General features: G+C 42.2%; 23 protein-coding genes. 4 read left to right on the top strand and 19 right to left on the bottom strand.

What is annotated here, in order from left to right:
• Positions 1 to 60 precede the first annotated feature (60 nt).
• Both AC4HAO_RS05385 and AC4HAO_RS05380 read left to right on the top strand, forming a co-directional pair.
• Positions 61 to 510, top strand: a complete 450-nt coding sequence (locus AC4HAO_RS05385) for an NUDIX hydrolase (protein WP_447451568.1) — start codon at positions 61 to 63, stop codon at positions 508 to 510.
• Between the two features lie 68 nt (positions 511 to 578).
• Complete coding sequence (locus AC4HAO_RS05380) at positions 579 to 881, top strand: DUF1827 family protein (RefSeq protein ID WP_491134800.1); 303 nt, start codon at positions 579 to 581, stop codon at positions 879 to 881.
• Positions 882 to 1,532: 651 nt separating this feature from the next.
• On the opposite strand, the gene AC4HAO_RS05375 is transcribed toward AC4HAO_RS05380, so the two are convergent.
• Genes AC4HAO_RS05375 through AC4HAO_RS05365 form a run of 3 tightly spaced genes read right to left on the bottom strand, consistent with a single transcriptional unit; the run spans position 1,533 to position 3,906 of the window.
• Positions 1,533 to 2,261 (bottom strand): ABC transporter permease, encoded by a 729-nt coding sequence (locus tag AC4HAO_RS05375; RefSeq protein WP_491134799.1) that lies wholly within the window; start codon positions 2,259 to 2,261, stop codon positions 1,533 to 1,535.
• Positions 2,258 to 2,998 (bottom strand): ABC transporter permease, encoded by a 741-nt coding sequence (locus AC4HAO_RS05370; protein ID WP_491134798.1) that lies wholly within the window; start codon positions 2,996 to 2,998, stop codon positions 2,258 to 2,260. The genes AC4HAO_RS05375 and AC4HAO_RS05370 overlap by 4 nt, the downstream gene beginning before the upstream one ends.
• Complete coding sequence (locus tag AC4HAO_RS05365) at positions 2,998 to 3,906, bottom strand: ABC transporter ATP-binding protein (protein ID WP_491134797.1); 909 nt, start codon at positions 3,904 to 3,906, stop codon at positions 2,998 to 3,000. Before AC4HAO_RS05365 ends, AC4HAO_RS05370 begins: the two co-directional genes overlap by 1 nt.
• 160 nt (positions 3,907 to 4,066) lie before the next feature.
• Between AC4HAO_RS05365 and AC4HAO_RS05360 the strand changes: the two genes are divergently transcribed.
• Together AC4HAO_RS05360 and AC4HAO_RS05355 are read left to right on the top strand one after the other, a co-directional pair.
• Positions 4,067 to 4,756: a response regulator transcription factor gene (locus AC4HAO_RS05360; protein ID WP_491134796.1), complete on the top strand. Its 690-nt coding sequence runs from the start codon at positions 4,067 to 4,069 to the stop codon at positions 4,754 to 4,756.
• Complete coding sequence (locus tag AC4HAO_RS05355; protein ID WP_491134795.1) at positions 4,757 to 6,064, top strand: sensor histidine kinase; 1,308 nt, start codon at positions 4,757 to 4,759, stop codon at positions 6,062 to 6,064.
• Positions 6,065 to 6,502: 438 nt separating this feature from the next.
• On the opposite strand, the gene ileS is transcribed toward AC4HAO_RS05355, so the two are convergent.
• The 16 genes from ileS to metG all read right to left on the bottom strand — a co-directional run bounded on the left by ileS (position 6,503) and on the right by metG (position 24,412).
• Complete coding sequence (gene ileS, locus AC4HAO_RS05350; RefSeq protein WP_491134794.1) at positions 6,503 to 9,298, bottom strand: isoleucine--tRNA ligase; 2,796 nt, start codon at positions 9,296 to 9,298, stop codon at positions 6,503 to 6,505.
• Between the two features lie 342 nt (positions 9,299 to 9,640).
• Entirely contained in the window at positions 9,641 to 10,510 is an 870-nt protein-coding gene (locus AC4HAO_RS05345) for a DivIVA domain-containing protein (RefSeq protein WP_447451571.1), read from the bottom strand.
• A 207-nt stretch (positions 10,511 to 10,717) separates the two neighbouring features.
• Positions 10,718 to 11,503, bottom strand: coding sequence for a YlmH family RNA-binding protein (locus AC4HAO_RS05340; RefSeq protein WP_491092565.1), 786 nt, complete (start codon positions 11,501 to 11,503; stop codon positions 10,718 to 10,720).
• Positions 11,503 to 11,763, bottom strand: a complete 261-nt coding sequence (locus tag AC4HAO_RS05335; RefSeq protein WP_447451573.1) for a YggT family protein — start codon at positions 11,761 to 11,763, stop codon at positions 11,503 to 11,505. Before AC4HAO_RS05335 ends, AC4HAO_RS05340 begins: the two co-directional genes overlap by 1 nt.
• 2 nt (positions 11,764 to 11,765) lie before the next feature.
• Entirely contained in the window at positions 11,766 to 12,362 is a 597-nt protein-coding gene (locus AC4HAO_RS05330; RefSeq protein WP_491092566.1) for a cell division protein SepF, read from the bottom strand.
• Between the two features lie 8 nt (positions 12,363 to 12,370).
• A complete protein-coding gene (locus AC4HAO_RS05325; protein ID WP_491134860.1) occupies positions 12,371 to 13,045 on the bottom strand; it encodes a YggS family pyridoxal phosphate-dependent enzyme in 675 nt (224 codons plus the stop codon).
• 6 nt (positions 13,046 to 13,051) lie between these two features.
• Positions 13,052 to 14,350: a cell division protein FtsZ gene (ftsZ, locus tag AC4HAO_RS05320; protein WP_447451575.1), complete on the bottom strand. Its 1,299-nt coding sequence runs from the start codon at positions 14,348 to 14,350 to the stop codon at positions 13,052 to 13,054.
• A 19-nt stretch (positions 14,351 to 14,369) separates the two neighbouring features.
• A complete protein-coding gene (gene ftsA / locus AC4HAO_RS05315; protein WP_491092567.1) occupies positions 14,370 to 15,761 on the bottom strand; it encodes a cell division protein FtsA in 1,392 nt (463 codons plus the stop codon).
• Between the two features lie 460 nt (positions 15,762 to 16,221).
• Positions 16,222 to 16,914, bottom strand: coding sequence for a 5'-methylthioadenosine/adenosylhomocysteine nucleosidase (locus AC4HAO_RS05310; protein WP_491092568.1), 693 nt, complete (start codon positions 16,912 to 16,914; stop codon positions 16,222 to 16,224).
• Positions 16,915 to 16,922: 8 nt separating this feature from the next.
• Positions 16,923 to 17,171, bottom strand: coding sequence for a cell wall synthase accessory phosphoprotein MacP (macP, locus tag AC4HAO_RS05305; protein WP_491134859.1), 249 nt, complete (start codon positions 17,169 to 17,171; stop codon positions 16,923 to 16,925).
• Positions 17,172 to 17,212: 41 nt separating this feature from the next.
• Positions 17,213 to 17,764 carry an NUDIX domain-containing protein gene (locus AC4HAO_RS05300; protein WP_491134793.1) on the bottom strand — a complete coding sequence of 184 codons (552 nt, stop codon included), beginning with the start codon at positions 17,762 to 17,764 and terminating at the stop codon, positions 17,213 to 17,215.
• Between the two features lie 22 nt (positions 17,765 to 17,786).
• Complete coding sequence (gene glmU, locus AC4HAO_RS05295; RefSeq protein ID WP_491092571.1) at positions 17,787 to 19,172, bottom strand: bifunctional UDP-N-acetylglucosamine diphosphorylase/glucosamine-1-phosphate N-acetyltransferase GlmU; 1,386 nt, start codon at positions 19,170 to 19,172, stop codon at positions 17,787 to 17,789.
• 521 nt (positions 19,173 to 19,693) lie between these two features.
• On the bottom strand, positions 19,694 to 20,656 hold the full coding sequence (locus tag AC4HAO_RS05290; protein WP_491092572.1) for a Gfo/Idh/MocA family protein: 963 nt from the start codon (positions 20,654 to 20,656) through the stop codon (positions 19,694 to 19,696).
• 116 nt (positions 20,657 to 20,772) lie between these two features.
• Positions 20,773 to 21,426, bottom strand: a complete 654-nt coding sequence (locus tag AC4HAO_RS05285; protein WP_491134792.1) for an SAP domain-containing protein — start codon at positions 21,424 to 21,426, stop codon at positions 20,773 to 20,775.
• A 343-nt stretch (positions 21,427 to 21,769) separates the two neighbouring features.
• Positions 21,770 to 22,114: a hypothetical protein gene (locus AC4HAO_RS05280; RefSeq protein ID WP_491134791.1), complete on the bottom strand. Its 345-nt coding sequence runs from the start codon at positions 22,112 to 22,114 to the stop codon at positions 21,770 to 21,772.
• Between the two features lie 294 nt (positions 22,115 to 22,408).
• The gene (metG, locus tag AC4HAO_RS05275; RefSeq protein WP_491134790.1) at positions 22,409 to 24,412 is read right to left on the bottom strand and encodes a methionine--tRNA ligase; all 2,004 of its coding nucleotides are present in this window, start codon (positions 24,410 to 24,412) and stop codon (positions 22,409 to 22,411) included.
• Positions 24,413 to 24,782: the final 370 nt, after the last annotated feature.

The raw sequence follows: 24,782 nt of genomic DNA, 5'->3' as shown, positions 1-24,782 counted from the left end.
TGTTTTCAGGCCGTTTTCTTGGTATAATCAGTATAAACTAATTAGAGACGAGGCAATAGAATGACTAACCCTACTTATGGAGAAAAAATTACTGGTAAAGACTACGTTAGCCGTTACGGTGTCTATGCTGTCATACCTAATCCAAACCAGACAAAAATTATCTTGGTGCAAGCTCCTAACGGCGCTTGGTTTTTACCGGGGGGTGAAATTGAAGAGGGTGAAGACCATCTTCAGGCTCTCAGCCGTGAATTGATTGAAGAGCTAGGCTTTACAGCTCGGTTCGGAACTTATTACGGCCAGGCTGATGAATACTTCTATTCCAGTCATCGAGACACTTATTTTTATAATCCGGCCTACATCTATGAAGTTACAGACTTTGTAGATACAGGCAAACCCTTAGAAGATTTTAATAATCTAGCTTGGTTTTCAATTGATGAAGCAGTCAGTAAGCTTAAGCGAGGAAGCCATAAATGGGGGGTTGAGCAGTGGAAAAGGGTTTATAAAAAATAATCAAGCACCGCCATTTTAATAAAATCGTGCTATAATGGTAATATGCAAATCCCTTAAGGAGGATAGTCATGAGACTTATCAATACTACAAGTAGCCATCCTGATCTTGTTCGCAACCAGCTGCGCAATACTGACGCTAAGTTAGTTGAGGTGTATTCGGCCGGCAACAGTGATGTTATTTTTTCTAAAGCACCTGGTCATTATGAGCTCTTGATTTCAAATCGTCATCGTGCTATTAAAGATGAAGAAATTGAGAAGATCCGTGAGTTCTTCTTCAAGCGCAAAATTAATCCGGATATCGTTATTCCCGATCAAATCAAATCGAGTCATACAGAAAAGTTGATTGAAATCTCAATTCCAATAATAAATTAAAGTGGATCTGAGATTATAGCCAGTTACCGCCCAAACGAGCGGTATTTTTTATTAATGAGGAATGTAGACGCCAGTTTGCTTCCTCTTTTTTATTTCTAGGAGGAGAGGATTTATTGAGCTAATCACGAGTATAGACCCACAAGCTACTCCCCAATTCTAAACCAGTATTTAAAGTCTGTGAGCCCTCCAAACTCTGCATCCTTAATGTCGCTTATGCATTAATAAATCTCTAAAAAATCTCCAGAAAAAATTTAGGGACTGGAAAGTCGCATTATCTTTGATAAATAGTAGAAAAGAGAGAATCAATTTGGTTCCCTCTCGTACTTAGTTATATGACCGCTCACTACAGTTGGCCTGTCTTACTAACTCAAAAACTTGGCAATACTTCTTGACAAAGCTTGTCTCAGATATAGTTACCTTATAACAGGGTTCACACTGATTTAGTTAGTCTAATGATCAATTTCCGAATTTTGTGAATTCCTGCTGGAGCCAAACCATTTGTTTACTCGTCTAATAATAGCAGTTTTGTATCAAAGCGGAATTAAGAGCTAAGTGATGTTTCATTCCCGAAGAACAATCCTTAGGCTGCCTCCTTTAATTTTTTGCAAAATGGCAGAGCAAACTTTGTTTAATCCTTTTTAAACAAACCACCTAAATGAAACGTTTTCTAAGCTGTCTGACTGCTAAACCATAAAAGAGAATAATGTAAAGGGCATTGAGCCCTAAGAACAAGGCTAATTCTGACAAGGGAAAAGGTGCTAAATCGCGAGATCGGAGGCCTACTGCAACTTGAGTATAGGGAAAGATAGTAAATAGACTATTCCCAACAAAGAGAGTCATAAGACCTGCCATTGCCAAAATAGCTGAGATAAGAATGGGTACTGCAAAATTTTTCCGGCGAATACTGATAAAAACTTGAATGGTAACAATAGTAACGGTCGCCAGCCATCCTGTAATGGACCAGAATAAAAAGTCTGTCAGATAAGTCACAAAGGGTACTTTCAAAACGACAGCACTAAGCATATAAAAGCAGAGTACCAATAATTGGCTGATAGCCATAACCACTGATAAGCTAGCGATTTTTGCTAAAATAATGCGGCTAGGTGTGACGGGAATGCTCAAGAGCCGCTGCCAGTTTTTATTAGTTTCTTCAAATTGACAAGAGATAGAACAGATGATTCCAATCAAAATAGGAGTGAAAATTTGTGAGGCGTAGAAAACCGTTTGCCCCCAGAGGATAAGAGCTTCTGTCCCATCAATAAGGTACTTGCGATTAAGGGCGAATAGCATTGTTCCCAATAAGGTTCCGACAAGATTGAAGAAGATAAGTATTATCGGAATAGCGCTTTTCCTGATTTTTTTAAATTCAAATGCCATCATAATAAATCCGCCTTTCCGATGATCTTTTTACTGACAAGGAGAGTTAAAAGTATGATAAGCAGCAGAATAACTAATTTAAAAGGATAGCTACTATCGTATTGGAAAAGGTAGGTGTGGGCTCCTGTTATTCGCTTAGCAATTCCCATCATAGAGAAGTATTGCCACGGAACAAAGAAACGAATAGGCAAAGGCAAAGCACCAATACCAACAAATGATAGAAAGGCACCAATTAGGCCTGTTACTACCGTCACACTTGCTTTTTCATAGATAAAAGCCAAACATAGATGAAGGCAAGATAAGAAAATACAGACTAAAAAAGTTGTCAGTAAAGAGAGACTTAATTGAGTGAGTGTTACCTGGACTTGTGCAGCTTGGATAATGAATTTTAAAAAGATATTTTGTAGCAAACTGACTACAAAGGCAAAAGCGGCCATCAAGGTTAGTTTAGCCCTAAAAAGTTGCCAAGGACTTTCATTGCTGGTTTGCAACATTTTAAATGTCTTACCCAAATGCTCCATCTCCAGTAATCTAGAGGCCAAAACAGCAAGAAAAATCGGAAGGATAAGGTCGTTCATATAAGCCATGTCAAAGATGGCGTTGTGGGCCTCCCGCGTTTCCGGCAACTCATGATTGATAATTAGACTGCTCCAGACTAATTCTATAACAACAATGACAATCAAGGACAGCAAGAAAGAGCGCCTTTTTAATTTGGTAAATTCTAAGCGTAGATTGAGCATTACAAGACACCTCCTTCACGTCCTGTCATATCAAGGAAGACCTCTTCCAATGATTTACGAATCATGCGAACTTGGTAAATATCAACGTCATTTGCCACCAAAAATTTGACAGCTGTTGCAATATTGCTCTTGTTATAATCCTTAAGTACCAAGCTCTGATTTTCCTCTAGTTCAAAACCTTTACTTATTAGCAGTTGTTTAGCTGCTGCATCATCACTAGTCTCAAAAAGGTATTTTTCATCTTCTTCAAGGTCAGTGAGATCCCCTTCAAAAAGTAGCGTTCCTTTATTGATAATACCAACAGTCGTAGCCATCTGTTCAATCTCTGATAGAATGTGGCTGGAAATAATGATCGTCATGTCGTATTTTTGTGGCAGGGACTTGATGAGTTCGCGGATTTCCTGAATACCAGCAGGGTCCAGTCCGTTGGTTGGCTCATCTAGAATTAATAATTTAGGAAATTTGACAATGGCTAAGGCAATTCCTAACCGCTGCTTCATACCCAATGAGTAATTTTTAACCAACTTATCCTTTTGATCGTAAAGCTTGACAATCTTCAGCACCTTGTCAATATTTTCTTTGGGCAGTTTGAGTAAGCGCTGAATGATTTGTAAATTTTCATAGCCGGTCAGATTGGCATAATAAGAAGGCTCTTCAATGAGGGATCCTACATCTGACAATACGGCAATTTGATTATTAGAAAACTCTTTGCCAAATAATTTGATTGAGCCTTGGGTTGGTTGTAAAAGCCCCAGAAACATTTTCATTGTTGTTGACTTTCCAGCACCATTTGGTCCAAGGAAGCCATAAATTTCGTTTTTCTTGACATGGATAGACAGCTGATTGACAGATAATTCTCCAGTGAAATCCTTACTTAGATGATCCGTTTCAATAATATAGTCGCTCATGACAGTCTCCTTTTCGATTGTTGGTTTTCCCCATTGATACCTCTAGTATAGTGTCCCCACCTTATCTCTCCTTGTTGCTCTCCTTACTTCTTCCTTAATTTTTTGGAAAATAGCAGAGCCACCCTTTTGATTATGCTATACTAGGTTTGAGGTAAGAGATATGAGCGAAAAAGACAGAAAACTACTCATTTTAGATGATAATTCTGATATCTTAGATATGGTTACAGAAAGTCTGTCCATTGCAGGATTTAAGCAGCTAACCACTGCAGCGAGTAAAAAAGAAGCTTTAGATCTTCTGGAAAAGGAATCGTTTGACTTGGCCATTTTAGATATCATGCTGCCGGATGGTTCTGGCTTTGAGGTGTTAAAAGAAATCCGAAAGACTTCTGCTATGCCAGTCCTTTTCCTGTCGGCAGTGTCTGACATTGAAAAGCAATACCAAGGCTTTGAGCTGGGAGCGGATGACTACATCGTCAAACCTTTTCGCCCTAAAGAGCTGGAGCTGCGTCTGCTGTCCATTCTCAGGCGTAGCTATCCCCAGCAGGATGAGCTAGTCGAACTAAGTGCCTGCCAGATTGATTTTGAGCGTGCAGCCATTCTCAGAAAAGACGGGGAAATCCCACTGACCGCTAAGGAATATAGCCTGCTTAAGGTCCTTTACGACCACAAAAATAAAATCGTCACTTTTGACCAGCTCTTGAGCAAGGTCTGGGGCAACAATTATCAGGGTTATGAAAATACGCTCATGGCGCACATCCGTAAGGTACGGCAGAAGATCGAGGCTAACCCTTCCAAACCTGTCCACTTGATTACCATTAAAGGACTGGGCTACCAGTTGCGGGTGAATTAGATGACAACTTTTAAATATTTTTCCAAAGTCTTGCTGACCTATTTTGCGACCGTGGTTTTTCTGGGAGTTACTGCTATTTTTATCTTTTTATTTGGTAGTTCTCATATCATTGACAATATGAGACAGAGGGCTGAAGAACCTACTACTCTAGCGCAGACTCTCATCAGTCATGACAAACTGACCTTAACCGCTCAGAATAAGAAGGTCTTAGACAAGCAAAAGATCTGGTTCATGCTGCTGTCTGAAGAGGGAGAGATTAAGCAGTCCTATCAGTTGCCAGACAAACTCAACCATCGCTATGGCATGGCAGATATTGCGCGTGCGTCACGCTGGTATCTGGACGACTATCCTGTCTTTACCTTTGTAGTAGGCAAGAAACTGCTTATCATAGGATACCCTAAAGGCGCCTACGCTAAATTTCCAGCCAATTATTACAATGCACAAAATTTCTTTGATATTGCTAAGCTATCTTTAGGTATTTTCTTAGGCATCCTCGTGATTTTGCTCCTTATCTATCTTCGTTCTCAGTGGCGCTTTCGCAGAGAATTCAAGCCCATTACTCAGGCCTTGTCAGACTTGTCTGATAACCAGCCCATCGCTCTTGATGAAGGTGGCAACCTGTCTGAAATTAAAACTGCTCTCAACCAGACCTCCCAGCTTCTCATAAAAAACAAGGATACACGCAACCATTGGATTCGTGGTATTAGCCATGATTTGCGCAATCCCCTGACTCTTATTTTAGGTTACACCAGTCAGTTAGAGAATCTTAATGGCAGCAACAAACAGACCCGACAGATCGAGGCTAATATCCATAAGATGGAACACATCATTTCCAATCTAAACATGAGTTATCTCCTAGAAAACCAAGATATTGAGCAGGAGATGACCAGCTTTGATCTCAATGGCCTGCTTAGACAAGTCATTGCAGACCTTTACAATACCTACGAAGACCTAGACTTGACCTTCGATCTACCAGACGAGGCGACCGTGATTTCTGGAAACAAGACCCTGTTAACTCGTGCAGTTAATAACCTGCTCCTTAACAGCCTTACGCATAACAATAAGCCTCAGCTAAGTCTGTCCCTGACTCTTAACAATCAGCAAGCCCTGTTGCTGATTCGTGATAATGGGCAGATTAGCACTGAGAAAATTCGCGAACTCAACCAGAAATCCCGCAACTACGATACCCACGGCATGGGAACCATCATCACTAAACAAGTCATTTCCCTTCATCACGGTAAAATTAGCTTCACTGATAACCAGCCGGGTCTTGTTGTCACTATTACACTGCCATTGACTGACAACTAAAGGATTATTGAACAAGAAACTCTATTTGAGACAGTTTTAATCGTTGGCCTAATCTCATAATTTACAAAAAACAAGGAATTGATTACATTTGGTCGGTTCCTTTTAGGTTACCAAAAAAGCTAACTAAAATTAATTCCAGTTAGCTTCTGCTTTGCCAGTGAGTAAGAATTCAACAGGTCCCAAATATCCACACTATAGAATGAAGTCTCCCTTATTGCTTCACAAATGGTATTGTCCACTTTACAAACCTAAGGGATAATCAGCAGAAATTTCAAAGTATTTTAACAATTCGCTATATGAAAAAGCCCCTTATAGTTTCTAGTGAATTTTTGCTTTCTCACTGTTTACTATAAGGGGAGTATAATCTTATTTTCTCTCGTGTTTCGTTGTAGGCCACTCACAACAGCTGAAAATAAGCCGTTATTTAGTTATCCACAGTTATTTTGCTTGCACTTCAAAACCTTGGGCGACAGCTTCTGGGAAATTGCTTTCGATAATTTCTGCACAGTGGTCACAGATGGTTACGCCATAAGAACGTTCCTTAGTAGTTTCATCTGTGCGACGGCAACGGTCACAAACTGCTCCAGCTGCATGTTCAACACTAAAGGCTATACCATCAAAGCTGACAGCATCAGCTGGTGCTGTTTGGTCAGTCACTGTTAATTGTGAGACAATCAGAAGCTGAGCGATATCGCTTTGAAGGCTCTCAAGAAGAGTCAGTGTTTCTTGATCAGCATAGATTGTCAAGTGAGCTTCCAAGGACTTGCCAATTAACTTGTCATTGCGAGCTTCTTCCAAGGCTTTTTGCGCCTGGGTACGAAGGGCCATAAAGGCTTCCCATCTTTCAAGAACCTGCTCTTGACCTGCGAAGGTTTGAGCTTCTGGCATCTCAGCTAATTGGACAAAATCCTCAGATTCTTGATCTAAATAGGACCAAATTTCTTCAGCAGTATGAGGCAGAATTGGTGTCAATAGCTTGGTGATTTTTACTAAAATATCATAGAAGACAGTTTGCATCTGGTGGCGAACATGACTGTCCGCTGCCTCAATATAGACAACATCTTTAGCAAAATCTAAGTAGAACGCTGATAAGTCAACTGTCAAGAAATTATTAACTGCCTTATAAACAGCCATAAAATCGTATTGATTGTAAGCCTCTCGTATAGTTGCAACCAAATTGTTGAACTTGATAGTCACATATTGATCAACCGGGCGAAGTTCCTCATAAGCAAGCGTATCCTCTTTTTTAAAGTCAGATGTATTCGCCACCAAGAAGCGAAGTGTATTGCGAATCTTACGATAGCTTTCGGAGGTCTGCTTCAAAATATCCATAGAAATACGAACATCATTGCTGGTATCTACAGTTGTTACCCAGAGGCGTAGGATTTCAGCGCCGAATTGTTTTTCAACATCACTCGGAAGGATAGTGTTACCAAGTGATTTAGACATCTTTTCACCTTTACCATCAAGTACGAACCCTTGTGATAAGATAGCTTTGTAAGGCGCATGGCCGTTAACCGCAACTGAGGTAATCAAGGATGAATTGAACCAACCACGATACTGGTCAGATCCTTCCAAATAAAGATCAGCTGGATAACCGAGACCTTCACGCTGGTTCATGACGCCATTCCAAGAGGATCCAGAGTCGAACCAGACATCCATGATATCCGTTTCTTTGGTAAATTCACCATTTGGTGAACCTGGGTGGGTATAGCTTTCTGGCAAAAGAGCTTTAGCAGACCACTCCCACCAGATGACTGAACCATATTCAGCAAAGAGGTCAGCCACATGATCTGTCACATCCTTAGTCATGATAGCTGTACCATCTTCTGCATAGAAGATTGGGAGGGGAACACCCCAAGCGCGCTGACGCGAAATAACCCAATCACCACGGTCGCGGATCATATTGTAGAGGCGCGTTTTCCCCCATGATGGATTAAATTCCGTTTTTTCAATCTCATCAAGAATTTCTTGACGGAATTTAGAAACAGAAGCAAACCATTGGGGAACAGCCCGCCAGATGATCGGCTTCTTAGTCCGCCAGTCAAATGGATAGGAGTGAGTGATCTCTTCTTGTGCAAGAAGAAGATCACCTAACTTTTCAAGGACAGTTGGCAGGACCTTGTCATAGAATTGACCTTGGAAGTCATCCCCTGCTTCTTGCGTCATGATACCGCGACTATCAACTGTTACAGAAACTTCGAGTCCATATTTAATACCGACATTATAGTCATCTTCACCAAAGCCAGGAGCCGTGTGGACAATTCCTGTACCGGAATCCAGTGTAACGTGGTCTCCAACCATGACAAGTTCTTCAACATGGCTATCCCACGGATGGGCGGTTTTGATATATTCCAATTCTGAACCATCGTGACGCTCAATGACTTCATAAGCTTCCCAGCCAAATTTGTCCGCCAAACTTGGGAGTAATTCTTCAGCTACGATAAATTTACGATCATCACCAACAACTTTGACAGTCGCATATACAAAGTCAGCCCCGACTGTCAAACCGCGAGAAGCTGTGATTGTAAATGGTGTTGTTGTCCAAACAACGATATAGGTGTCAGTATCCAAAATTCCCTTACCGTCGGTGACTTTATTGGCATAAAAGAGTGAGGTAGAAACGAGATCATGATACTCAATCTCAGCTTCAGCCAGAGCTGATTCTGATGACCAGGACCAGTAAACTGGCTTGGCTCCACGATAGATATAGCCCTTATCTGCCATAGCCCCGAAGACACGAATCTGAGCTGCTTCATAGTCAGGCGTCAAGGTTACATAGGGATTGTCCCAATCGGCCGACATTCCGAGGCGTTTAAAATCCTCACGCTGTTTATCCACTTGGGAAAGGGCATAATCACGACACATCTTTAGATATTCAGCACGGTCTAGCTCCTTACGTTTAACACCCTTTTTGGCTAAAACTTGCTCGATAGGCAGTCCATGCGTATCCCAACCTGGATTATAGGGAGCACGAAAACCCATCATAGACTTAGCGCGGATGATAATGTCTTTAGAAATATGGTTCATAGCATGTCCAACATGGATATTACCATTAGCATAGGGCGGGCCGTCGTGGAGGAAAAAGGCCGGTTTATTGGCATTTAAGGCTTGACGTTTCCCGTAAACATCAGCTTCCAACCAAGCTGCCTGCCACTGAGGTTCCTTATTAGGAAGACCTGCTCGCATAGGAAAAGCGGTTTTCCCAAGATTCAAAGTTTCTTTTAGTTTCATGATTACTCCTTCTAAAATGATACACTAACAAAAGTAGATAGCAGCCAGGATCCTTTGAGCATAGGCTTGCCTTATCTATCAAGAAATCCCTTAAAACATTTTAAGTAAGATATTATAAAATAAAAAGCCCTCATCGCAAAGGACGAGAGCTCGTGGTACCACCTTACTTTGGACTGGATAAAAGCATCCAGTCCCTCTTGCGATGATAAGGTTATCAACCTTCTGCCTTACTAATTTTATTGGGGCAGAAAAACTGTGAAATGATAACAAGAACGGTTAGGGAATACAGGACTTGCACCGACACCTGCTCGCTGGAAATATAAGCGCCTTATTGTATTTTCATTAGTCTTGAATATTTAATTTAAAGGTTTGAGCCTCACCACCAGCTAACTCACTAGCTGACATTTCGGATGTATCCTGAATTGGACTATTCAGATCCGTTTTCGAGTTATTATCATCAGCTGCATCAATAGCGGCTGAAATTTCTCCCAAATCTAATTTTTGTGTTTCTTCAAGGATACGGTTACTCTCTTCAACACGGCGTTGCAATTCAGCCATTTCTGATTCTGTAAATTGACGAGTTGCATCATCAGCAGAGTCAGAATCTGCAGCTGTCTGCACCGTTGTGCCAGCACTCGTTAAGACTTGATTGTCATCTAAAACTTTTTCTACAACTTCCTTGAAGGCTTCATCTGAATTTTGTAGGTAAACTGCTGTCGGTTGCAAGAGGTCATTCCATTCTTGCGAATTGATCATATTCAACTGACCTTCGATGGTGCTAAGCAAGCGTTGGTGGAAAACTCGACTTTGACGTTTCAAAGCTTCTGTCTCAATAGCAACAGCCTTGGCTTCATCAGTTGCATCGCGCAAAATCTTATTAGCACGTGTTTTAGCCTCATCAATCAGTTGATTGGCATCATAGTTCGCTTTACTGAGTAGGTTTGTCGCCTGTGTATTTGCTGAGAATTTAACTTTTTCAGCAGTTTCCTGAGCCAAGATAACAGATTGACTCAGGGATTCCTTCATTTCTTCAAAGTAAACTAATTTTTCTTCAAGGTTTTTCAGTTTTGTGTCTAATTCACGATTTTTATGAGTTAATTCCTCAAAGCCATCAACGATATCGTCGAGAAAGGCATCAACCTCACGTTCATTGTAACCGCGAAATTTAGTGTGGAAAGTTTTGTCTTTAATATCGAGTGCTGTAATTGCCATGTCACCCTCCTTATTTATTTTTAATTTTTGCCTACATAAAAATATAAGCTGTTATCCTATAAAACTCGACGGCCAAACTAAGCCAAGCAGGCTTATCTCCCAAACAAGCGAGCTCTGGGCAAACTTGCAAGTACCGCCTTCTATCCTTTTCCTGTTTTCTAACCCTTTTCGTCTCCCTTGCCAGGAAGTCGAAGCAAGCTAATCCCCTTATTTATTGGCGTATTTTTTGATAGACAGCTTATACTTTTGATTCTTGGACAAGCCATTATCATGGTCAAGCTCAAAGCGGCCAAAGCCTCGTACACTGACCAAATCTCCCAATTCCAACAATTCTGCTGGTCTTGTTATAACACCATAATTTAACTTAACCTTCTCTTGCTCAATGAGCTTAGTAGCTTGAGCACGAGATAATTTAAAGACTGACGCAAGCACCTTATCAAGCCTCATACTAGATACTAAGATATCAAGTTCTTTGACCTTATGCTCCCTGTTCAATAATTGTGAAAAATCCACTTCCTTAATGGTTACTGCCGCTTTGCCAATTTTTTTGACCATCATAAAGTAACCAAGCATAGAACGGTTAACAATAATTTGAGCGCAACCATCAGCTAAGATAATATCACCAAAAACGGTCCTCTGGATACCTAGTTTATGGATAAAACTTCCCATAATTTGAGAATGGGTCAGATAGTTAAATTTGGTATTATAACTTATCTCTAAGAGCGCTAGATTGAAGTCTTTTAAATCCAACTGATAATAATCGGGTGCTAAGATAATCTTAGCATACTCAGTCGGATATATATCACTAGATACAAAGTAAGCTATACCTATCTGCCCCAGAACACTGCGAGCGATCTGAACTTGCCTAGGGTCAAGAAAATCCGTCACTTGAAAAACGTAAGTATCCTCAACCCTTTTGGCCAAGTCGAATATCTTATCAATAAAAGTTCTTTCTTCCTTGCGGAAATGCTGGTAAATATCACTTTCTGCCATTACACGAAGAGTATCAGTTGTGCTATAAGCCGATCCAGTAGCTGCAAGAGAAAGAGTACAACTACAATTGTAAAATCAAGACCGGCGAACTGTAGTGGTAAGCGCCGAAAAGGTCTCAGAATCGGTTCAACAAAACTATCTAAAATCCGCCCTAGTTGTGACTCTCGCGCCCCTGGAAACCACGATAGTAGGGCGTAAATAACCAAGACGAGACTTAGGAACTCAATCAAGCGATGACAAACTATAATAATAAAAATCATTGTTAACGGCGTTTCATATCATAGTCAAAAGAGACCTCTTGACTAGCATTAGCAAGATTCATCTCTTCGGTATCTACAACAACATCTTTAGGAGTCAGTAGATACATGGACGAACCAACTTTTTGCAAACTACCGTAGAGGACACGGCTTGCACCGTCAATAAAGTCCAAACAGCGGCGGGCTTGTGCTTCTAACATATATTGAAAATCAATTAAGACACATTCGTGCTTGATAAGTAAATCCACAATTTCTTGAGCATCCTCATATTTTCTAGGGAATTTCAAAGCAATTGTAGTTCCACCTGCAGCCGGAATGGATACATCAGCAGGGCGTGACATCGTTCTAACATTATCCTCCTGTGCTGGTCGAGTTTGCGCTTGAGTCTGCGAACGCGGTTGCGACTGAACTGGGCGTTCACGCTGCGGTCGAGTTTGCTGAGGCTGAGCCGCTGACTGTTGCGGACGCGGTGATTGCTGCTGCTGAGGTGAACGCACAGGGCGAGGCCCCTGCGGCGCCTCCTCTTGAGTTTCTTCTACTTCGCTAGCATCATCCGTATCAAAGTAGGAAACGAGTTTATCTAATCTGTCTTTTATAGCCATATTCTCTCCTATTCTTTAAAGAATGATGTTCCGATTCGGACAAATGTTGAACCGTTGCGGATAGCGATTGGGAAGTCCCTGCTCATCCCCATGCTCAAATCATCGAAAGGCATATTCTTTATCTTTCTCTCCTTGAGAACTTGTCTCAACTCATTTGTCTGTCTAAATATACTATCTAATTCTTCTGGACTAGCATCAATGGGTGCCATGGTCATCAAACCAACAAGCTCAATCCTGTCAAACTCAGCTAGCTGTTCGACAGTTTCTTGTACTTCTTCCGGATTAAAGCCATGTTTACTGGGCTCACCCGATATATTCACTTGTAAGAAACACTTGATGGGATGCTCCGCACGCTTTTGAATCTCTGCGGCAAGTTTCACTGAGTCTAAGGCATGAAAATAGTCGACCAAATTAATGATGTCTCTAACCTTGCGCCTTTGCAAGGTACCAATCAGATGCCAAGTGACATCTTTGCCCTTTAGACTCTGATATTTATCAAGAAATTTGTCAACCCGATTCTCAGCAATGTGGTTAACTCCAAGTTCCACTAAGCGTCCAGCGGTCTCACTGTCAACATACTTAGTCACAGCAAGGATTGACACATCACTGGCAGAACGCTGTGCATCATGACAAGCTTGTGCTACTTGCTCGTAAACCGCATTCTTGTTTGCTTGCAAATCCATCATTGCTTAACGATTTTTGAAGAATGGTGGTGTCTCAAGTTCATCATCACCAGTATCAACATCAGATGCTGAGAATGAAGAAACATCAAGCTGACTATCCAGTTCATTTTCTGTCGGGCGACTGATGTTGTCACGACGCAGATCCCAGTCACCAAAGGCTGAGCTTTGGTGGTTAGGCTGGGGCTGACGCGGTGCCGCCTGAGGCATTTCACGACGCTCAGCCATATCGAACTCAAAATTCGATGGGCGGCGTTCAAAACCACCGCTCGGGCTACTTGGTTCTGCCGGATTAGCGCTGCCTTGGCGGAAAACTCGCTGCTGCGATACGCCTGACACTTTTTCAACCTTATCCGGACGGACACCAGTAGCAACGACTGTCACACGAATTTCATCCTTCATGCTTTCATCAATAGCCGTACCAAGCCAGATATTAACACCCTGACCGGCTGCTTGGCTAACAATTTCAGAAGCCTCTTCTGCTTCGGTCAAGGTCATGTCCAAACCACCGGTAACGTTGACAATGACATCTTCTGCTCCATCGATAGTTGTTTCCAGTAATGGTGAGTAGATGGCCTTGCGAGAGGCTTCAATAATCCGCTCTTCACCGGAACCAATACCGATCCCCATCAAAGCGTTACCTTTGTTTGCCATAACAGTCTTAACATCAGCAAAGTCAAGATTAATCAAACCAGGACTAGTGATCAAATCTGTGATCCCTTGAACCCCTTGACGAAGCACATTATCCGCTTCACTGAGCGCTTCCAGCAGGGGCGTCTTTTTATCAACGATTTCAAGCAGATTATTATTGGAGATAATTAAGAGAGTGTCAACTTGCTCACGCAGTTCATTGATACCCTCGATAGCAAAATTACCACGTTTATTTCCTTCAAATCCAAAGGGGCGGGTAACAACGGCTACGGTTAGCGCACCGATTCCCTTAGCAATACGGGCAATGACCGGTGCAGCACCTGTACCAGAACCACCGCCCATTCCAGCAGTAATGAAGACCATATCAGCCCCTTGCAAGGCATCGTTAAGGACTTCTTCACTTTCTTCAGCAGCCTTGCGACCAACTTCTGGCTGTCCTCCAGCACCGAGACCACGAGTTAATTTAGGACCAAGCTGAATAACAGTTTCTGCTTTTGATGAACTCAAAGCCTGAATATCAGTGTTGGCGGCGATAAATTCAACACCTGCAACACCCTCTTCAATCATACGGTTAATGGCGTTTCCACCGCCACCACCGACACCTATAACTTTAATGACTGCACCTTGAACAGATGCAGCATCGAATGAAAATGCCATTTTACTTCCTCACTTAAAATTAATCAAACATGCTGCCAAAGATACCGCGAACACGGTCAGCCATTTTAGGCTTTGGCTTACTCTCCTGCTGCGGTGCAGACTGTTCTTGAACTGGATCAGGAACTGCGAAATTACCTGCAGGGGCCTGTGGCTGTTGCGGCTGGGCAGCGGGTGCTGGCTGGGGCTGAACCGTTTGAGGCGCTACATTGGGCGTCACAGGAACAACTGGTTTACGTCTCAGCATTTCTTCACCAAGCACTGCACCTTGAGCAATAATGTCAACTTCGCTCATAATACCGACATATTCTACCAAACTGATAACATTGGCAAACATAGGGTTGCGAATTCCAACTTGATTTGGAATATGCAACTTAACTTGGGTACCAAACATTTCTTGAGCCAGCTCAACGACACCTGGTAACATCGCTGCACCACCAACCAAAACGATACCGCCTGGTAGGTCAAGCAGTCGCCCACGTTCTAAATCTTGTTTTACACGGTCAAAAATATGGCGAACACGTGCTGTGATAATCTCAGCTAGATAGCGCTCAGTCACTTCAACCGGCTCATCACTGCCAACACACTCAACTTGAGCTGTTTCTTTATTACTAGCTTCGGCTAGGTTAGCAGTCCCAAAATTAAACTTGAGAGCTTCAGCTGTTTGAATAGAGGTTTGCAGTACCTTAGAAATATCCTTAGTGACAAAATCTCCGCCCTCTGGATAGATATTGGTGTACTGTAGCTCTTGTGCTCTCATAGAGGCAACCGTCGTTTGGCCACCCCCCATGTCAATCACTGTAGCACCGAACTCACGTTCCCCTTCATTTAGGACAGACTTGGCTAAAGACAGCGGGGTAATAATAATCGTTTCCACAGAAACACCAGCACGTTCAACTGTTGTGCGAAGATTGTGCAAAATGGTGCTTGGACCTGTGTAAATCAAGCCGCGCATCTCTAAGCGGATTCCCATCATGCCACGCGGATCACGAATTCCTTGGAAGCCATCGACGATAAATTCTTCCGGAACCAGCGAAATAACCTCACGTTCCGGTGTAATGCTCTTAGTCAGGGCTGACTGCACTACACGCTCTATATCTTCATCTTTAATCTCTTTTGATTCAGTAATAACTGGAATCATACCTTGGGTAGGCTCAATTTGTAGTAGGTTTGCCGGTAAGCCGACATTAACCTTGTCAATGCTGATTCCTGCTTTTTCCTCTGCCTGCTCAATACCTTCTTTGATAGCATTAGCAGCGGCTTCAATATCAACAATAATCCCGTCTTTCACACCCGAACTTGGTACGTTACTGACACCGATGACATTCATCTGGCCGTCAACCCATTCGGCAACCAATACTTTAATCGAGCTTGTTCCTATATCCAAACCTGTAAAAAAGCCATTTCTAGCCATTCACTCGACCTCTCTAACTTTCCGTTCTTATTTACTTATCTAATGACCCTAACCTCATTTAGGCAGAGTTATTCAGAAGGTATTATATCATAAAAAATCCGAAAATGTGCTGATTTTCAATTTTTTGTTATATAATCTTAATTTCTTGTCATGGATAGTTATAATACCCAAAAAAATCAAAATCAAGCTAGGTAAAAAGCGGTAGATAGCTTAAATTATCTGAGGGGTATTGAGAGTGGAAACAATTTAAGTTCTGCTTGTGTCCTGAAATACGGTAAAATGAAATCAACAGTCTACCATTTTGATTTTCAAAGAATAAAAAAATAAAAGAAGATCAAAAGATCCTCTCAAACTGTTAGTTTTTCGTCAGCCATTACAGCTAGTACAGGGACCCGAAAAAGAAAGCTTCTTTTCTGCAGTTATATCTGCCGGTATATTCTAAAAAGCATTTTCTGAAGAATTAATCGAGCACCTTTAAGAAATCGAGCAATACGGCTGCTGAGTCTTGACCTGCTTGAACAATAAACTCATCAAAGGTGATATTGGCATCGTGGGCTGCTGTATCACTCATCGCGCGGATAACAATGAAGGGCTTGCCCGCAGCGTGAGCTGCTTGAGCCACCGCTGCCCCTTCCATCTCTACCGCCAAGGTATCAGGAAATTGAGATTTAATTGCCTCAATCTTATCTTGTCCAGCAATAAAGCTATCACTGGTTGTAATTAGCCCCACCTGACTACTCCGGTGGTGATACCTTAAGACCCGCTCGAAGGTTGCAACAAACTCTGCATCGCTCTCAAAGTAAAGAGGCTGCTGAGACATCTGACCGTAGTCGTAACCGAAGGCGGTCAGGTCTACATCGTGATAGGCCAAACGATCAGCAACAACAACATCACCGATATTAAGTCCTGTTGCTACCGCACCAGCCGAACCAGTATTAATAACCGCATCAACGGCGAAGTGATCTGCTAAAATAGCAACAGCCATAGCTGACATCACCTTACCCACACCTGACTGGACTAAAACAACATCATGCTGACCGAGACTACCAGTATAGTAGGTACTCGATAAGACCTTTTCTTGCTCTTTATGTTTAAGTTTCTCCACCAGAAGCTCTAGCTCCTGCTCCATAGCAGCAATAATTCCAATTTTCATGATATTCCTCAGAGTTTAAAAATGGCGTAAACAAGGATAGCTAAAAGAATAAGAACAATAAGCAAAATCTTGTTTAACTTCGACTGGAAGGCGCCGCGCTTAGCATTTTCAATACGGCGGCTTTTATAGGTAGTATAGCGAGAATCACCATCCCATTCTTCAATATAACCATCTCCCAAATCTGTGAAAACTTGAGTATCTTGACCATCAACATACTCATCATCAAGGCTTTCACCACGATTGGCACGCTTAATCATTTCATCTGTTAACAAGGGCCGTCCCATAAGCAGATTCCTTTCTAGTTATTACTTTCTTTATGCAGGGCAAAGTACTGAAGAGCGATGATTGTTTTAGCATCCTGAATATGGCCAGACTTTACTAGATCCATACACTCCTCATAGCTCAGCTCCAAGAGTTCAAGAAATTCATCGTCATCCTGTGCCCGCGGATTTTCAACAATCTGCAGGTCTTTAGCCAAGTAGAGTTTAATATGTTCATTGCAAAAACCAATGGCTGAATAAAATTGGTAGAGGAGTTCTAACCGACCAGTATAACCCGTTTCTTCTTCTAATTCCCGGAGGGCTGCCGCTGCTTCCTGACCAGCTTCGCCAACTTCTAACTTGCCTGCAGGGATTTCATAAGATACCTGTTCAATAGCCTTGCGGTACTGCTTAACAATGATAATTTTGTCCTCCGGCGTCACAGCCAAGACTGCAACCGCTCCATTATGAAAGACCAATTCACGACCGGCTGTTTGCCCATCTGCCAGCAGCACCTGATCTTTGGCTACTGTAATAATCTGTCCTTCAAAAATTGTTTCGCGGCTAAGAGTTTTCTCTTCAAATTCCATACACTGCCTTCTTTCTGCCAGTCTACCCTTGTTTCTGCGATGGGTGATGCGGTTTTTTGACTGCGTAACCTTCTTTATTGACTTGATGACTACGGGCAATGGCAACACTGTCAGCTGGTACATCTTCATAAATGACAGAACCTGCTGCGCTCAGAGCATTATCACCTAATTCGACAGGGGCAATCAAGGTTGAATTGCTGCCGATAAAAACATTATTACCGATAGTCGTTTGATACTTACTTTGACCATCGTAGTTGGCAATGATAGTACCAGCTCCAAAATTAACTTCGCTGCCCACCTCTGCGTTACCAATATAGGTCAGGTGCCCCGCCTTAACTTCTTTACCCAAGGTCGATGCCTTAACTTCAACAAAATTACCAACATGAGCTCCCTCTTTAAGGTAAGAGTCGGGGCGCAGATGGGCATAAGGACCGACGGTAACACCAGACTCAACAGTGGACTGCTCAATCATAGAGTTGGTGATAATGGCATCAGGACCAATCTGTGAATCCACGATGTAGCTACCATTTGTAAGGACAGCTCGACTACCAATTTTCGTCTGACCTTTGAGGGTGACGTTAGCTTCAACAGTCACCTCTGGGGCAATTTCGACATCAACTTCAACATAGGTAGTCTCTGGATCTTGAAAGGTCACTCCATTGACCATATGCTGATGGTTGATTCGACGCCGCATAATGTTCTCAGCTGTAGCCAGAGCAACACGGTCATTAACGCCTAAACTTTCATCAAAATCGCGCAGAGTAAAGGCACCTACCTTTTCACCGCTCTGGCGAAAAACGGAAATAACATCCGTAAGGTAGTACTCTCCTTGAGCATTATCAGTATTAATACTTTTGAGCGCTTCAAAAAGACGCTTATTGTCAAATACATAGGTACCTGTATTAATCTCCTTGACCTGCTGCTCAAATTCAGTTGCATCCTTTTGCTCGACAATTTTGGTGACTTCCCCATTTTGATTACGGATAATACGGCCGTAGCCAAAGGGGTTGTCTGCCGTTGCAGTTAGGATCGTAGCCACATTCTTATGATTAACGTGAAAATCAATCAACTCTTGGAGACTTTCTCCAGTAATCAAAGGGGTATCCCCTGCAATTACTAAGGTTTGACCTTCCAAATTCGATAATTCAGCCTGAGCCATCATGACTGCGTGTCCTGTTCCAAGCTGCTCGGTCTGGAGAGCAAATCGAGACTTGTCTTTGAGGACTTCCTCCACCATATCTGCTTTGTGACCGATGACCGTTACATTCTTAGCTGGTGAAATTGCAGAGACACTTCTAAAGACATGCTCCAACATGGTAATTCCGGCAACCTTGTGAAGTACCTTAGGCAGGTCCGATTTCATACGAGTTCCTTTACCTGCTGCCAGAATTATTGCATAGTTTGTCATGATTTTCTTCCTTTCAATAAGACAGAGCTTTTGGGCTTTTTGTGCTCTTATTCATACAGTTTCATTTAATCGCTACTAGTCTATCATATTTTCGGCTAATTTCCTAGTTTGCCCCAGCTAGAGAGGCTAGCAAAAATAAGAGAGCGAGGACAATCAAAATCGTGATTTTATCACGAATTATTGATTTCTGTCCCGCTCTCTTATTTTAAGGCTCAGGCTTCTGCCATTTTCCTGTTTTTAGGTGGCAGGCTTTGGCAGTCTATCCCCAGACTGCCAAACTCCACTAGAGCATTTTGACACTTGCTTTACAAGCTTTATTTCTCAATTAAAAAGGTCTAGTAGACCTTTTTAACCCACCTCCGTATAGCTCCAAAGGTCCGGGGGACCTTTGGAAGTTGGAAATAAGATGAACAAAGTTCATAGAATTGCAAATAAATAAGGCTGAGGCCTTTTGTCTCAACCTCTTCCTAAATAGCCATCTTATTTCTGAAGCAGCTGCTTTCTTTTAAGAGAGCTCCGGTTTACATAACTGCTGCAGCCTGATCCAAAACATCCATCACTGCTTGACTATGTTTAAGAGCACGGTGAGCTGCGGTAAAATCACGATTGCGGATCATCTTTTCAAAAGCTAGGAATTCTTGATACATCCGGTGGTGGGGATCAGTCTGTGTGATGTCTTGCGATTCTTGACCGTTGAGGGTTAGGAGCACTTTGGGCATGCTGTTGGTAGGACCGATCAGGCTTATATTCCCCTTGGTTCCTTGAATAGTCGTGCGAATATCTGCTGTACAATCCTTGGCTCCGATACTGACTGCCTTAAATTGATCAAAATCAAGGGCCAGCATACCAGAAGTATCTACCCCTCGCTCAATATTTGGCAGGTAGTGAACTGTCTTAGGTTTACCAAAGAGGCCAACTAAGAGGTGGATATTATAGATATTCAAATCGCGCAGCGCTCCGCCGCCCATTTCGGGATTAAAGGCAGGCGCAATCTCCCCGCGCTTGAAGGCATCATAACGTGATGAGTATTGAGAATAATTGCATTCAACTATTTTAATCTCACCCAGCTGCTCCAGGCTACTTTTGATAATGCTAAAATTATCCAAATATTGGTTGGTGATAGCTTCTAGCAAAAAGAGATGGTACTTCTGAGCGATGGCCGATAAATCGACCAATTCTGAAGCTTTCATTGTAAAGGGTTTCTCACAAATAACATGCTTCCCAGCTAAGAGTGCTTCTTTGGCATAATCATAATGAGTATGGTTGGGCGTACCGATATAGATGGTATCTACATCAGGGTTATTCAGAATTTCTTGATAATTACTGGTTGCTTGCGACAAACCATAGGCTTGGGCTAGTGCTTCTGCTTTTGCGATGGAGCGCGGTGTTGACAGAATTGATACTAGGTCAATTCCTTTAAGTGTTTGCAAGACTGGCAAAACTTCCTTAACAATCATACCAGTTCCTAATAAGGCTAATTTCATCTGCTTCCTCCAATATAGAATGATTATCATGAACATGACTAATTGTAGTGTTGGAAAATAGTAGAGCTAATGATTTACTTGGCTAAGAAAGACAGTGCCAACATAGAAAACCTAGTTTAGTTGCTTTTTTCCGATTTCAAATAAGGGACAAGCCTAAACTCATTTTCTAACAACAACTGGGGTGTATATACTTTCTCGCACTGGGAATCGCGCACGAGACGCCACAAAATAGCAGCTACAGTCAGGGGAGATTGGTATTTCTTAGATTGCGGATCTCTTCTAAAATCCCTGACAAACTGATTCCACTGATAGGTTTTTTCCTCTGGCTGTTCAGATGAAAGGGAAGTGGGATTTTCCAAAACAGCGATTAAATCCGCTACGGTGGCTTCCCTATCGTGACTCGCCTGAACGTCTCTCATTTTGACGGCCATAGCCTTTTTAAAGGAAAATTTTTCAAGGCCAAAGTAAGTGGCAAAAAACTGGCGAGCTTGATTATTCAATCTAAAACCGCTGCCTAAAAGCTTGGTGCCCAATGTGATTTGATCAGCCCTTAAACTTGTCTTTGATGTTGGTGGTTGCCGCACTGCTTTAATATCTTCAGGAGATTGACCATCAAGAAAACGGCCAAGATAGTCGGTCAACTCCGACTTAGTCCCATAGGCCGGCAGGTGGTAGCGGCGGCAAATCGTCTCTAATTCTGCCTTATACCAGTAGTATGATTGAAATTGCTCTCTTGATAATTCTGGACTAAAATCTGGTCTTTCTGCCATCTTTTTACCTCTCTTGCGTTTAGGCTGAAGTTACTCTCAAAATACAAGTATATGATAGGGCTTCTCAAGTCTCAATGATATTGACCTAAAACTTTGTTTCCTATTTGATAGTAAAGAAGGACTGGGATAAAATTTTTTTAGTCATAAGGCTCCCACTAAAAGTATACCCTGACAAAAGTTTTTAGCGCTTCTCATCTCTCTGGGTTGTGGTATCATCTCATGGTTGTCCGGTCCGTCACCGTTTGCCGATTATCAACCATCGGGCAGGGCAAACGGGGCTTATTTATCCTCTGCCAATGTCATATACTTTTTAATATACTGATCGTAATCTGGTCTTTCAGACTTACTCATCACAAGGTAGATCACCCTTTAATTCTTCCTTGCCATCGGTATGCAGTAAAATTGCGGTCTTGTTGTCTTTTTCAGGAAAAAAGACTGTAAAAGACCTCCCTTCAGATTCAAAGGTAATATAGCGGCTGCCATTATTGTTTCCGCGGCCAGTGTATTTATAATCAACAGTAGTGCCGGTTATACTTATTGTCCTATTCTTAACGACCATGACACTTTTTTCTCCGGCTTCATTTTGAGTATGCCATTTACCTTTGAAATCCGCCCTTTTAATACCACAGCCAGCCATTAGTAATAAAACAGCACCTAAAAGTATAGCTAATACCATTTTCTTTTTCATTGTTTTCTCCTAAAAGATTATTAATATTCGAAGTACACTTATTATAACACAAACGGTATAGCTTTAAGAGAAGGATACGTTTTCTTTAGGAGCTCCTCTCATTTTTTAAGAGAGGTTAGAATAAACTCCTATGTTAGCTTCGTCATCCTTGCCTGTCTCTCTTCTTTAGAGTTCTTGATAATTTTATTTTAAGGAGAAAACTTTCACTATCGGTTAGGTAAATAAATGATTTTTAATGTAGCTAAAATTGCATAAAAACTTCGGCTACTTACTCTAGGTAACCGAAGCTTTTTATCATCCAATTATTGAGCCGTTGGGTACTGATTCATCAACTGTCAAAAGAGTCAACTTATCATCGTGTTCGGCAGAGAGAATCATGCCTTGGCTAACCAAGCCCATCATCTTACGCGGCTTGAGGTTGGCAACGATTTGAACTTTCTTTCCAAGCAGTTCTTGTTCATTTGGATAGTATTTCGCAATCCCTGAGAGGATCTGGCGGTCTTCATCATCACCTGCATCCAAGCGGAACTTAAGCAGTTTGTCAGAGCCTTCTACTTTTGATACTTCCTTGACCTCAGCCACACGGATTTCCACCTTGTCAAAGTCATCAAACTTGATGGCTTTTTTCTCGTTTTTGAGCTCAACTTCGCTTGGATCCCATTTCTTTTCTTCCTCTTGAGCCATGGCAGAGCTGTCGCCCATTTGCTCTTTGATATAGGCGATTTCCTCGTCCATATCCAGACGTGGGAAGATCGGTGTGCCTTTGGTTACCACCTTGACACCTGCTGGCAGTCCTGCAAGCTCAAGATGCTCAAGGTCAAATTGGCCAGCCAAACCGAGCTGCTCCATAATGGCGTCTGAGGTGGTCATCATAAACGGCTGAATGAGATGAGCTACCACGCGCAGGCTGGCTGCCAAGTGGGCCATAACTGCCGCTAATTCATCACGTTTGGCATCATCTTTAGCCAATACCCAAGGAGTCGTTTCGTCGATATACTTATTGGTGCGAGAAATAATATTCCAAACCGCTTCAAGCGCACGCGGATAATCCACAGCATTCATTTGCTTGTGGTACTCTGCCAAGTTTTCAGCGACAACTGCTGCCAAATCAGCATCAAAGGCTGTCACATTTTCCACGTAAGCAGGAATTTCACCACCGAAATACTTGTTAATCATGGCCACCGTACGGTTAAGCAGATTTCCAAGGTCATTAGCCAATTCATAGTTGATACGGCCAACATAATCTTCTGGTGTGAAAGTACCATCTGATCCGACTGGCAATGAACGCATGAGATAATAGCGAAGCGGATCAAGTCCATAACGCTCTACCAGCATTTCTGGATAGACGACATTGCCCTTAGATTTAGACATCTTACCATCTTTCATGACAAACCAGCCGTGGGCAATGAGACGCTCAGGCAATTTCATATCCAGCATCATGAGCATGATTGGCCAGTAGATAGAATGGAAGCGCAAGATGTCTTTCCCAACCATGTGAAAAACGGTACCGTTCCAAAATTTATCAAAGTTAGCATGGTTTTCTTGGCCGTAACCCAAAGCTGTCGCATAGTTAAGCAAAGCATCAATCCAGACATAAACGACGTGTTTAGGATTCGATGGTACTTTAACCCCCCATGTGAATGACGTCCGCGATACCGCCAGATCTTCTAGCCCAGGTTCGATGAAGTTTTTGATGATTTCATTCATGCGGCCGTCCGGCTGGATAAAATCAGGATGCGCGCGGAAAAAATCAAGTAATTTATCAGCATACTTGCCCAAGCGAAGAAAATAAGATTCTTCTGACACCCACTCTACTTCGTGGCCTGATGGTGCAATTCCTCCAATGACCTCACCATCTTTATCACGGAAGACTTCTTCTAGTTGGCTTTCCGTGAAAAATTCCTCGTCAGAGACAGAGTACCAGCCAGAATACTCACCTAAGTAAATATCATCTTGCGCCAGCAATTTTTCAAAAACATCAGCCACAACCTTTTCATGATAATCATCAGTTGTGCGGATAAACTTGTCATAAGAGATATCAAGGAGTTTCCAAAGTTCCTTGACCCCTACTGCCATACCATCTACATATGCCTGAGGCGTGATGCCAGCTTCTTCAGCTTTTTGCTGAATTTTTTGACCGTGCTCATCCAGCCCCGTCAGATAAAAAACATCATAGTTCATCATACGCTTGTAGCGCGCCAAAACATCACAGGCAATAGTCGTATAGGCTGAGCCGATATGCAATTTCCCTGATGGATAGTAAATAGGGGTGGTTATATAAAATGTTTTATCAGACATGTGACTTCCTTTCAATCGCTGAGGGGGCATAGAAACCATTACTCAGCTGGCCTCGGCAAGGCCTATTTAATCAGAATCCCGAAATCATTTGACTTCGCAACAGCTTATTATACCACAAAAGTAAGCTTGAAAAAAGAAGCGCTAAGCTAGAGAATTTCCGGGAAATTATCAGCTTGACGCCTTTCTTTTCTGCACACTACTTAAAGAGTATTAGTTTTACAATCACTGTATACGCAGCATTTACAAGCGACAGCAGCATAACTTTATTCAGCTAAAGGCTTTCTAGCTGTATCTAATTACCAGACTGAGCTTTTAATTCAATTATAATAGCTCCAATTTTTTAGCTTGGCTAATTGCTCCTGAGTGGACT

This window comes from Streptococcus sp. ELY_137 (genome assembly GCF_058314515.1).
Note: the sequence above shows the minus strand (reverse complement) of the source record. Positions and strands in the feature narration are given on the sequence as shown.